This window comes from Streptomyces sp. NPDC046465, assembly GCF_040646035.1.
In the GTDB taxonomy this organism is placed as follows: Bacteria; Actinomycetota; Actinomycetes; order Streptomycetales; family Streptomycetaceae; genus Streptomyces.
In genome coordinates this window covers 93,015-104,682 of record NZ_JBEYZK010000021.1, presented here as the reverse complement: position 1 = coordinate 104,682, position 11,668 = coordinate 93,015, and the positions used below count along the sequence as shown (strand labels likewise).

Here is an 11,668-nt window from a genome sequence, read left to right as displayed (position 1 = left end):
CGTGCCTCGACCTTTAGTGCCTACGCAGCCTGTTCTCGGGCGCGGGGGGGTCGGCCGCGGGCCCCCCCCACCCCACACGCCTACGTGACCCTCCATGTGGCGGGACATGTGGCGTGACCCACCCGGTCGTGAGCCGGTCGAGCGCCGGTGGAGCGCCCCGCCCAGCGCACCGCCCAGCGCCGCGCCCAGCGCCGGTGGAGCGCCCCGCCTTCGGACACCGGCTCTCAGCTCTCCTGACCGGCCCGGCGCGGCAGCTTCCGCGCCAGCGTCGCCCACCGCTTCGCGCCCCGCTCGCGCCAGCGCGCGCCGGACGCCGCCCAACGGTCCGAGACCGCCCACACCACCCGCGCGGCCGAACGCGGCGCGAGCAGCGCCCGCAGCCGGGCGGTACGGCCCGCCGAGGCGTTGAGCCCGTCCCGTACCCGCCGCACGTCCTCGGAGAGGCCCGTCACCTGTTGCGGGCGCGGGGCATAGAGCACCTGCTCCACCGCGGCGGCCACCCGGTGGACTGCCTCCGCGGGCCCGGCGGCCAGCTGCCCGACGCGGACGATCCGCGCGGCCGCCTTCCGCGGGGTCTGTGACTCGTCCGGCGCAATCCCGTGGTCCCAGGCCGTATCGGTCACCTCCAGCCAGGCGGCCAGCGTCCGGGCCGCCGCGTCCGCCTCGGTGCGTCCCCCGGGGACCAGCCGGACCCGCCGCGCCCTGGTCCGCCAGAGCAGGGGGAGAAGAGGCACCACGAGGACGAGCAGCGCCCCCAGGGAGAGGCCCACGATCATCCCGACGGGCGGCCCGTCGCCGCCAGAACCGGACGCGATCTGCGGAGCCGCGCTCTGGCAGCCGCCCTCCTTCTTCCGGTCGGGCGGGCAGGTGTCCGACGCGGAGGGCGCCGTGGACGGCTCGGAGGAGGCGGACGGCTCCGGGGTGTCCGGGTCGCTCGCACCGCCGGAGGGGACATCGGAGCGGGTGTACTCGGGGACCGTGCCGCGGCTCGGCGTCGGCTCGAAACGGGTCCAGCCCACGCCCTCGAAGTACAGCTCGGGCCAGGCGTGCGCGTCGCGCAGCCCGACCGACATCTTGCCGCTCGCCTGCGCGGTGCCCGGCGTGAAGCCCACCGCGACCCGGGCCGGAATCCCCAGCGTCCGCGCCATGGAGGCCATCGCGAAGGAGAAGTGGACGCAGAACCCTTCCTTCTGCTTGAGGAACCGCTCGATCGCGGAGGGGCCACTGCCCGCCCGCACCCGGGTGTTGTACGTGAACCCGCCGTCCGAGGCGAAGTAGTCCTGGAGCTTGACCGCCTGCTCGTACGGGTTCGCGGCGCCCTTGGTCACTTGGCGGGCCGTGCTGCCGACCACCCCGGGGAGCGAGTCCGGCACCTTCGTGAACTCGCGCCGCAGGTCCTCGTCGGGCGGCGGCGCGGCCGCAAGCTGCTCGGCCGTGGGCTCCACGACCAGGCTCTTGACCTGGTACTGCGCGCCTCGCGTGGTCTGGCCCCTGTCGCCGACGAGGGAGCGGCCCACCGGCTCGTACCGCCAGCGGCCGCCGATCTGCACCTGGCTGGCGGGGAACGGCATCGGCAGCCAGTTCTGGGCGTAGCTCTCGGCGGCCGAGAGGTTGGTCTGGATCTCGGTCCTGCGGACGTCGGGGCGCAGCCCACGGGGGTCAGGCAGCGGTGACGGCACGTCCTCGATGCGCCGGACGGTGGTCTTCCACGTCGTGCCGTCGAACTGGTCGAGCGAGACGATCCGCAGATACAGGTCGTCGGTGCCCTCGGCGTTCGTGCGGTACGACAGGACCTCGCGGTCTTCCGGCTGGTTCAGGCTGTCCTGGAGCGCGACCAGCGGATTCACCGCGGAGATCGTGCCACCGCCGCCGGAGCCGTCGCCGCCCGCGCCGCCGTTGCCGTCCAGGAGACCGCCGTCAAGGGCGGGCAGCGCCAACGGCACCACCAGGGCGATGCCCAGGGCGAGGGCGCCGATGCGCCGTCCGGTGCGGACCGGCGCGAGCGCCCCGCCGTCGCTCTCCAGGCCGCCGGATACCCGGCCGGGCGGGCGCGCCGCGCCGCCGAACACCCGGCCCCACTGGGAGAGCCGGTCCCGGCCCTCCGCCAGGAGCAGCAGCAGATAACCGGCGGCGGCCAGCAGGAACCAGAGCCAGCCGGCGCCGCCGCCCTCGGAGAGCCCGGCCGCGATCGAGTACAGGGCGAGCAGCGGGAGCCCGGCGGGGGCGGCCGTGCGGAACGTGACCGCGAGGGCGTCCACCACGAGGCCGACCACCAGGACGCCGCCGACCAGCATCAGCCGGATGCCGTCGCTCAGCGGCGCGGGGATCATGTACCGGCTGACGTCGTCGCCGCCCGCCTCCAGGAGCAGTCCGAACTCGCGGAACACCGCGGGCCCCGGCAGGACCCCCGCGAGGGCCTGTTCGCGGGCGAAGACCAGCGTCAGGAGGAGCAGCGTCACCAGGGCCTGCACCGCCACCGTGAGCGCCCTGGCCAGCGGCACCCGCCGGGCCAGCGCGCCCACCCCGCTCTGCAGCACGAGCAGGATCACCGCCTGCAAGAACCACGTCGCGGGGTCGACGAGCGGCAGCAGCGCGCCCGACGCCATCAGCGTGGCCGCGGTGGCACACACCGCGAGGCGCGCGCGCCCGCTCATGACCGTCCCCCAACTGCCGTGCCTGCCACTGCCGAACGTCTTGCCGCCGTGCGCGCCACCGTCGTACGTGCCCCTGTCCTACGTCCCCGCGGCGCGGACCGTTCACCGTCCCGGTCGCCGCTCATGCCCATCCCCCGGTCGTCGTGCCCGCGGCGGGCGCCGGACCCGCGCTGGTGCGGGCGTGGTCCGCCTGCCGCCACAGCGCCTCCAGGCTCGCCCCCGGAGCCACCGGGAGCGCCGTCCAGCCCGCCTCGCGCAGCATCCGCACGCTCGCCTCCCCGGCACCGGAAGGACCGCTGCCGGGCCCCTGCGCCCAGGCGGCGCTGTCCAGGACGAAGGCGACCGCGGCGCCGCTGCGCTGACGCATCTTGGCGACCACCGTCGCCTGCTCGTCGCCGAGGTCGCCGAGGAAGGCGACGAGGAGCCCTTCGTTCCCGCCGCGCAGCACGTCGTACGCCCGGGAGAGGTCGGCGCCGTCCGAGTGGTCGATCACCGCGAGGGTGTCCATCATCAGTCCGGCCGCGTCCGCCGACTCCTGGCTCGCGCCCGCGAAGCCGTCCGAGCCCTCGCCCGGCACGGAGGTCCCCGTATCGGTCAACAGGCGCACGGAGAAGCCTCGTTCGAGCATGTGCACCAGGGCGGACGCCGTGCCCGACACCGCCCATTCGAAGGCCGAGTCCGGTCCCGCGCCTCGGAATCCGACGCCCCGGGTGTCCAGGAACACCGTGCAGCGGGCCCGCTGCGGCTGCTCCTCGCGGCGCACCATCAGCTCGCCGTAGCGGGCGGTGGAGCGCCAGTGCACCCGGCGCAGGTCGTCGCCGTGGCGGTACCCGCGCGGGATGACGTCGTCCTCGCCGGCCAGCGCCAGCGAGCGGTTGCGGCCGTCGCCGTACCCCTTGGCCTCGCCCGTGAGCCGCACCGGGGGCAGCGCCTCCACGCGCGGGATGACGGTCAGGGTGTCGTACGTCGAGAAGGAGCGGGTCAGTTCGCACATCCCGAACGGGTCGGTCAGGCGCAGCTGCAGGGGCCCCAGCGGATAGCGCCCGCGCAGGTCGGAGCGGACGCGGTAGGAGACCTCGCGCCGTCCGCCCGCCTCGACCCGGTCGAGCACGAACCGGGGGCGCGGCCCGAGCACGTACGGTACCCGGTCCTGGAGCATCAGGAGGCCGGTGGGCAGCCGCGAGATGTTGTCCATCCGCAGGTGGACGCGGGCCTCCGAACCGGCGGGCACGCGCGCGGGGGAGAGCCTGCGGCTGCCCGCGACGCGGTAGCGGGTGCGGAACAGGACCGTGGCGCACACCAGGGGCAGCACGGCGAGCAGTAACCCGACGCGCAGGAGGTCGCCCTGGCCCAGGACGTAGGCGCAGATCGCGGCGGCGACGCCGGCCGCGAGGAAGGAGCGTCCGCGGGTGGTCAGGCCCGCGAGTGCCGTGCGCAGCCCGCCCCTGTCGTCCTCGGCGGGGCCCGCGGGCGGCCCCCCGGCCGTCATCAAAGCCTCCGGGCGCCGGGCGGCTGCTGGTTGAAGTAGGGTCCGGCGCCGGGTGGCGTCGCGGCGGGCACCGGGGTGCGCTGCAGGATCTCCAGGACGACGGATTCCGCCGTACGACGGTTCAACTGGGCCTGCGCCGTGGGCAGCAGGCGGTGTGCGAGCACCGCGACGGCCAGCGCCTGCACATCGTCCGGCAGGGCGTACTCCCGGCCGCTGAGCGCGGCGGAGGCCTTGGCGGCGCGCAGCAGGTGCAGGGTCGCGCGCGGGGATGCGCCGAGTCTGAGGTCGGGGTGGTTGCGGGTGGCGCCGACCAGCTCCACCGCGTACCGCCGGACGGGGTCGGCCACGTGGACCGTGCGCACGGCGTCGATGAGCTTCACGATCTCGTGGGCGTGCGCCACCGGCTGGAGGTCGTCGAGGGGCGAGGCCCCGCCGTGGATGTCGAGCATCTGGAGCTCGGCCTCCGGGCCCGGATAGCCGATCGAGACCCGCGCCATGAAGCGGTCGCGCTGCGCCTCGGGCAGCGGATAGGTCCCCTCCATCTCGACGGGGTTCTGGGTGGCCACCACCATGAACGGGCTGGGCAGTTCGTAGGTCTGCCCGTCGATGGTGACCTGGCGCTCCTCCATGGACTCCAGCAGCGCGGACTGCGTCTTCGGAGATGCCCGGTTGATCTCGTCGCCGATCACGATCTGCGCGAAGATCGCGCCCGGCTTGAACTCGAAGTCCCTGCGCTGCTGATCGAAGATGGAGACACCGGTGATGTCCGAAGGCAGCAGGTCCGGTGTGAACTGGATCCGTCGCACGGAACAGTCGATGGATCGCGCGAGCGCCTTGGCGAGCATGGTCTTGCCCACGCCAGGCACATCCTCGATGAGCAGATGCCCCTCCGCCAGGAGCACGGTCAGCGAAAGCCGTACGACCTCTGGCTTGCCCTCGATCACACTCTCCACCGACCTGCGGACACGCTCCGCCGTGGTCGTCAGATCTGTGAGGCTCGCTCGATCGTCATAGGTCGTCACCCGGCCCTCCTCGGCCCTTCCCCCACGCTCCTGAGGAGCAGGGAATTCCCCATTTCCGGGCCGCCACGCGCGCGCGACCCGGTACACCCCGAATTCATCGACAGCACGCGGACAAGCTTCCGCGTGATGTCACCCCCGCATTGTTGTTGGGCATACCGCGTCGTGTCACTCGCCTGTGGATAACTGGCGCCGATTTGTCGGGCCTTACGGCGCTTTGTCAGTCACGCAGGGTCGATCTCCCGCAGCAGCCCGGAGGTCACGTCGAACACGAAGCCGCGGACGTCGTCGGTGTGCGGCAGGAACGGCGAGGTCCGTACGCGCGCCATCGACTGCCGCACGTCCTGCTCGACGTCGGCGAAGGACTCCACCGCCCACGAGGGACGCTGGCCGACCTCCATCTCCAGGTCGTGCCGGAAGCCCTCGGTAAGGGTCTCCATGCCGCAGTTGGTGTGGTGGATCAGCACGACCCTGCGCGTGCCGAGCGCCCGCTGGCTGATGGCCAGGGAGCGGATCACGTCGTCGGTGACCACGCCGCCCGCGTTGCGGATGGTGTGGCAGTCGCCCAGCTCGAGGCCGAGGGCGCGGTGCAGGTCGAGGCGGGCGTCCATACAGGCCACGACGGCGACCTGCAGGACGGGGCGGGCGTCCATGCCGGGATCGGTGAACGCGGCGGCGTACTTCTGGTTCGCCTCGACGAGGCGGTCGGTGACCGCACCGACGGCTATGTCGCCGGTGGGCTCAGCGGGAGTGCGGTCCGAGGAGGCTGCGGAAGTCGACATAGGCAAAACGTTAGTGGCCCCTGATCGTCCGGGCCCGCTGTGAGAAGGGACAAAGAACGCCAAAGACTCTTGTTGTGAGCTAACCCACAACAGTGTCTGACCTGCGGCCGAACGGGTGACTCCGGCGGATTCGCGCCGCCGCCCGTGGCCGGTCCGCGACGCGCAGGCCGGTTGATTGACCGGGCGACACCGTCGACTAAAGTGACGCGAAGCGGGAGACGTGACCTGCTCCCCGCTGGACCGCACATCCCGGAGATTCCCCGGATCTCCCCACGTGCGCGGCGCGTACGTACGGCTCGGCCTCCTCCCGCTCCCGGTCGGCTGACGCCACTTCCCCGGCGCCAGCAGTCCATTCCCCTTCACGGAGCGGGTGGGGACCCGGCGGTGCGTACGCACGCCGCGCCGGACCTGAGAGGGCCCCTTGAGCGACAACAGCCGACACGTCCCGGTGATGCTCCAACGGTGCCTGGACATGCTGGCCCCCGCGCTCGCCGAGCCGGGCGCCGTCGTCGTCGACTGCACCCTGGGCCTCGGCGGCCACAGCGAGGCCCTCCTCGCCACCTTCCCGTCCGCGCGCCTCGTCGCACTGGACCGCGACAAGGAAGCGCTGCGCCTGTCCGGCGAGCGCCTCGCCCCCTTCGGCGACCGCGCCACCCTGGTGCACGCGGTCTACGACGAACTCCCCGACGTGCTCGACCGCCTCGGCATCCCGCGCGTGCAGGGCGTCCTCTTCGACCTCGGCGTCTCCTCCATGCAACTGGACGAGGCGGACCGAGGGTTCGCGTACGCCCAGGACGCCCCCCTGGACATGCGCATGGACCAGACGACCGGCATCAGCGCGGCCGAGGTCCTGAACACGTACACGCCCGGCGAACTGGTGCGGATCCTGCGGGCGTACGGCGAGGAGAAGCAGGCCAAGCGCATTGTCGGCGCCGTCGTGCGCGAGCGCGAGAAGGAGCCGTTCAGCAACAGCGCGCGGCTCGTCGAGCTCATCCGCGACGCGCTGCCGCAGGCCGTCAAGCGCACCGGCGGCAACCCCGCCAAGCGCACCTTCCAGGCCCTGCGCATCGAGGTCAACGGCGAGCTGAGCGTCCTGGAGAGGGCCGTTCCCGCGGCCGTGGGGGCGCTCGCCGTCGGCGGGCGGATCGCCGTCCTGTCGTACCAGTCCCTCGAAGACCGGCTGGTCAAGCAGGTGCTCGCGGCCGGCGCCGCGACGACCGCGCCCCCCGGGCTGCCCGTCGTCCCCGAGCGCTACCAGCCGCGGCTCAAGCTCCTGACGCGCGGTGCCGAACTCCCCACAGAGGAGGAGATCGCCGAGAACCGCCGGGCGGCCCCGGCGCGGCTGCGGGGCGCACAGCGCATCCGCGAAGACGTCGGGTGAGACCTCGGGCCCTGAGCAGAACCCCTGAGCAGAACCCCTGAGCTGAACCCCTGGGCAGAACCCGCTGATCAGAGTCCGCGAGGAGGCTCCATGACCAAGAAGCCCGAGCTGCGGGGGAGAGCCGCCCGCCTCGCGCGGCTGCTGCCACAGGGTCCGAGCCAGGCCGCGCGCACCCCCTTCGTCCTCCTCGTCGTGCTGCTCCTCGGCGGCGGTCTGATCGCCCTGCTCATCCTGAACTCCTCCCTCAACGAAGGCTCGTTCCGGCTGAGCGAGCTGAAGAAGGAGACGAAGGACCTCACCGAGGAGGAGCAGGAGCTCCAGCGCGACGTGGACGGCTATGCCGCACCCGAGGCCCTTCAGCGGCGCGCCCGGGAGCTCGGCATGGTTCCCGGCGGCGACCCGGCCTTCCTGGACCCCGACGGCACCGTGCGCGGCGTGCCGGGCGCCGCGACCCGGCCCACGTCCCTGGGTTACCCCGCGCCCCGCCCGCAGGAGGTGGCGTCCCCGGCCGCCACCGTCTCGCTCCCGGCCACGCCCCCGCCCGGGACACCGGCCCCCTCGGCCCCCGCCGCACAGCCGCCCGCCCCGGCCGCGCCCGCCGCCCCGGCGCCCACGCCCCCACGGCCCACGAACCCCGGCCCCACGACGACCTCCGGCAGGTGACGCAAGTGTCCGACAGGGAACCCCCGCGGCGCCGGGTGCCACGACCCGCCAGGCCCGTCCGCCCCGCACGGCCCGGCGCCCCCCGCCGCCCCGCGTCGGGCGGCCGCCCCGGCACCCGCCGCCCCGCGGCCAAGGGCAAGGGCCGCACCATCCGCCTGGGCAGCCCCCGGCCCCGCCTTCGCATGGTCAGCCTCGGCCTGACCCTGGTGATGCTGGCCTTCGTCGTACGGCTGCTGCAGGTGCAGGCGGTCGACGCGAGCGCGTACTCCGCCAAGGCCGAGAAGAACCGCTACTTCACGCACACCCTGGCCGCCGAGCGCGGCCGCGTCACCGACCGCGGCGGCGTCGAACTGGCCGCCAGCGTGGACGCGTACGACATCACGGCGGACCCCACGCTCTTCACGCCGAAGGAGCTGAAGACCGACGACGCTCCGGAGCAGGCGGCCGCGCTGCTGGCCCCGATCCTCGGCAAGGACGTCGCCGAGCTGACCGAGAAGCTCAAGAAGCCGGACACGCGGTACGTCCTGCTCGCCCGCCGCCAGACCCCCCAGGTGTGGAAGCAGATCAAGGACCTGCGCGGCGCGCTCGCCGAGCGGGCCGCCGCCGACCCGGCATCCCCGAACGTGCTGGGGGGCGTCCTCGCGGACCCGAGCAGCAAGCGGGTCTACCCGAACGACGAACTGGCCGCCGGGATACTGGGCTGGGTCAACGCCGACGGCAAGGGCGCGGGCGGCCTGGAGCAGCAGCTCGACAAGCAGCTCGCGGGCGAGGACGGCAAGATCAAGTACGCCCAGTCGGGCGGCCGCCGCGTGCCCACCGCGGGCTCCACGGAGACGCCCGCCGTGCCCGGTTCCGACGTCGAGCTCACCATCGACCGCGACATCCAGTGGGCCGCGCAGAGCGCCATCAGCGAGCAGGTCAGGAAGTCCAAGGCCGACCGCGGCTACGTCATAGTGCAGGACACGCAGACCGGCGAGGTCCTTGCGATGGCCAACGCCCCCGGCTTCGACCCGAACGACCTCTCCCAGGCCAACGGCGCCGCGCTCGGCAACGCCTCCCTGCAGGACGCCTTCGAGCCCGGCTCCACCGCCAAGGTCATGTCGATGGCCGCCGTCCTGGAGGAGAACGCGGCCACACCCGGCACCCACGTCACGGTGCCCAACCGGCTGCACCGCGGCGACCGGCTCTTCCAGGACGACATCGACCACCCGACCTGGCAGCTGACGCTCAACGGCGTGCTCGCCAAGTCCTCCAACATCGGCACCATCCTCGCCACCGGCGAGCTGGGCAAGACGCAGAAGGAGACCAACCAGGTCCTCTACTCGTATCTGCGCAAGTTCGGCATCGGCAAGGAGACCGGGCTCGGCTTCCCCGGCGAGACCTCCGGCATCTTCGCGCCCGCCGACAAGTGGTCCACCTCGCAGCAGTTCACCATCCCGTTCGGCCAGGGCTTCTCGATCAACGCCATGCAGGCGGCCTCGGTCTACTCGACCATCGCCAACGGCGGCGTACGCGTCGAACCCTCGCTGGTGCGCGGCACCAAGGGCCCCGACGGCCGCTTCACGCCCGCGGCCAGGCCGAAGAAGACCCGGGTGGTGAGCGACAGAACGGCGAAGACCGTGTCGCGGATGCTCGAGTCCGTCGTCGACGACGAAGAAGGCACCGGAGCCAAGGCCCGCATCCCCGGCTACCGCGTCGCGGGCAAGACGGGTACGGCCAACCGGGTCGACCCCGCGACCGGCCGCTACAAGGGCTACACCTCGTCCTTCGCCGGATTCGCACCCGCCGACAAGCCGCGCGTCACGGTCTACTGCGCCATCCAGAACGCCACCAGGGGCAGCTACTTCGGCGGCCAGATCTGCGGCCCCATCTACAAGGAAGTCATGGAGTTCGCCCTCAAGACGCTGCAAGTCCCGCCCACCGGAAGCGGCCCGGCCCGCCTCCCGGTGACCTTCAAGCCCTGAGCCCGACAGACCGACCAGGAACCGCCCGTGACAACGATCACCCCGGACCCGGGGAACCACCCCGCGCCACGCCCCTCACTTCGCCCCACGGGGGGTGCGCCCGGTACGCTCACCGCCGTGCCACACGCTGATCAGTCCCAAACCACCCAGAAGGGCGCTCCCGTGACATATCCGGGACCGCCGCGGCCCGTCCAGGTCACCCCGGCCGCACTGACGGAGCTCGCAGCGCAGCTGGGCGTCGCCGAACCAGGAGACCCGGCGACCCCGGGCACCCCGGCACGTGCCGACGGCACGGAGATCACCGGCATCACGCACGACTCGCGCGCGGTGCGCCCCGGCGACATCTACGCCGCGCTGCCCGGCGCCCGCATGCACGGCGCCGACTTCGTCGCGCAGGCCGCCGACCTCGGTGCCGCGGCCATCCTCACCGACCCGACCGGCGCCGAGCGCGCGGCCGCGACCGGCCTGCCGGTCCTGGTCGTCGAGAGCCCGCGCGCCTGCATGGGCGAGCTGGCCGCGACGGTCTACGGCCACCCCGGCCGCGACCTGCTCCAGATCGGCATCACCGGCACGTCCGGCAAGACCACCACCGCGTACCTGATCGAGGGCGGCCTCAAGGGCGTCCGCTCGACCGGTCTCATCGGCACGGTCGAGATGCGCATCGGCGACGAGCGCATCAAGTCGGAGCGCACGACCCCCGAAGCCACCGACCTGCAGGCGCTGTTCGCGGTGATGCGCGAGCGCGGCGTCGAGGCGGTCGCCATGGAGGTCTCCAGCCACGCCCTGGTGCTCGGGCGGGTGGACGGCTGCGTCTTCGACGTCGCCATCTTCAACAACCTCAGCCCGGAGCACATGGAGTTCCACTCCGGCATGGAGGACTACTTCCAGGCCAAGGCGCAGCTGTTCACCAAGCGGCGCTCCCGGCTCGGCGTGGTCAACTTCGACGACGAGTACGGGCGTCGGCTCATCACCGAGTCGGAGGTGCCCGTCACCACCTTCTCCGCCGAGGGGCACCCGGACGCCGACTGGCGCGCCGAGGACGTCGACGTCAGGCTGTTCGACTCCACGTTCGTCGCGGTCGGCCCCAAGGGCGAGCGGATCACCGCCACGTCGCCGCTCGCGGGCCCCTTCAACGTCGCCAACACCCTCGCCGCGATCGTCTCGCTGGCCGTCGCGGGGATCGACCCGCAGCAGGCCGCCGACGGCGTCGCCGCGGTGCCCGGCGTACCGGGCCGCCTGGAGCGCATCGACGCGGGCCAGCCCTACCTCGCCGTCGTCGACTACGCCCACAAGACGGACGCCGTCGAATCGGTCCTGCGCGCGCTGCGCAAGGTCACCGAGGGCAAGCTGCACATCGTGCTCGGCTGCGGCGGCGACCGCGACAAGACCAAGCGGATGCCGATGGGCGCGGCCGCGGCCCGCCTCGCCGACACCGCCGTACTGACCGCGGACAACCCCCGTGGCGAGGACCCCCTCGCGATCCTCGCCACGATGCTCGCCGGCGCCGCCGACGTACCGGCCCACGAGCGCGGCGACGTCGCCGTGTTCGAGGACCGGGCCGCCGCCATCCGCGCGGCCGTCGTCCGCGCGCAGCCGGGCGACACCGTCCTCGTCGCGGGCAAGGGCCACGAGCAGGGACAGGACATCGCCGGGGTGGTGCGTCCCTTCGACGACCGCCAGGTGCTTCGCGAAGCTATCCAGCAAACCCAGGGATGA

The 11,668-nt window shown here is 73.1% G+C and carries 8 protein-coding genes; 4 read left to right on the top strand and 4 right to left on the bottom strand.

What is annotated here, in order from left to right:
* Positions 1-224 precede the first annotated feature (224 nt).
* The 4 genes from ABZ953_RS29690 to ABZ953_RS29675 form a co-directional block, all read right to left on the bottom strand.
* Positions 225-2,654, bottom strand: coding sequence for a DUF3488 and transglutaminase-like domain-containing protein (locus ABZ953_RS29690; protein ID WP_361730008.1), 2,430 nt, complete (start codon positions 2,652-2,654; stop codon positions 225-227).
* Positions 2,655-2,775: 121 nt separating this feature from the next.
* On the bottom strand, positions 2,776-4,143 hold the full coding sequence (locus tag ABZ953_RS29685) for a DUF58 domain-containing protein (RefSeq protein ID WP_361730005.1): 1,368 nt from the start codon (positions 4,141-4,143) through the stop codon (positions 2,776-2,778).
* A complete protein-coding gene (locus ABZ953_RS29680) occupies positions 4,143-5,165 on the bottom strand; it encodes a MoxR family ATPase (RefSeq protein ID WP_361730002.1) in 1,023 nt (340 codons plus the stop codon). Before ABZ953_RS29680 ends, ABZ953_RS29685 begins: the two co-directional genes overlap by 1 nt.
* A gap of 221 nt (positions 5,166-5,386) precedes the next feature.
* Positions 5,387-5,944 carry a carbonic anhydrase gene (locus ABZ953_RS29675; protein ID WP_361729999.1) on the bottom strand — a complete coding sequence of 186 codons (558 nt, stop codon included), beginning with the start codon at positions 5,942-5,944 and terminating at the stop codon, positions 5,387-5,389.
* Between the two features lie 421 nt (positions 5,945-6,365).
* Here ABZ953_RS29675 and rsmH point away from each other — a divergent pair, with 421 nt between their 5' ends.
* The 4 genes from rsmH (at position 6,366) to ABZ953_RS29655 (ending at position 11,668) form a co-directional block, all read left to right on the top strand.
* The gene (gene rsmH, locus ABZ953_RS29670; protein WP_361729996.1) at positions 6,366-7,325 is read left to right on the top strand and encodes a 16S rRNA (cytosine(1402)-N(4))-methyltransferase RsmH; all 960 of its coding nucleotides are present in this window, start codon (positions 6,366-6,368) and stop codon (positions 7,323-7,325) included.
* Between the two features lie 90 nt (positions 7,326-7,415).
* The gene (locus ABZ953_RS29665) at positions 7,416-7,988 is read left to right on the top strand and encodes a hypothetical protein (protein ID WP_361729994.1); all 573 of its coding nucleotides are present in this window, start codon (positions 7,416-7,418) and stop codon (positions 7,986-7,988) included.
* Between the two features lie 5 nt (positions 7,989-7,993).
* The gene (locus ABZ953_RS29660; protein ID WP_361729991.1) at positions 7,994-9,952 is read left to right on the top strand and encodes a penicillin-binding protein 2; all 1,959 of its coding nucleotides are present in this window, start codon (positions 7,994-7,996) and stop codon (positions 9,950-9,952) included.
* A gap of 27 nt (positions 9,953-9,979) precedes the next feature.
* On the top strand, positions 9,980-11,668 hold the full coding sequence (locus ABZ953_RS29655; protein WP_361729988.1) for a UDP-N-acetylmuramoyl-L-alanyl-D-glutamate--2,6-diaminopimelate ligase: 1,689 nt from the start codon (positions 9,980-9,982) through the stop codon (positions 11,666-11,668).

Coding starts and splice junctions, on each gene's coding strand:
- ABZ953_RS29690 (WP_361730008.1), bottom strand. CDS start 2,654: ATGAGCGGGCGCGCGCGCCTCGCGGTGTGTGCCACCGCGGCCACGCTG.
- ABZ953_RS29685 (WP_361730005.1), bottom strand. CDS start 4,143: ATGACGGCCGGGGGGCCGCCCGCGGGCCCCGCCGAGGACGACAGGGGC.
- ABZ953_RS29675 (WP_361729999.1), bottom strand. CDS start 5,944: ATGTCGACTTCCGCAGCCTCCTCGGACCGCACTCCCGCTGAGCCCACC.
- ABZ953_RS29665 (WP_361729994.1), top strand. CDS start 7,416: ATGACCAAGAAGCCCGAGCTGCGGGGGAGAGCCGCCCGCCTCGCGCGG.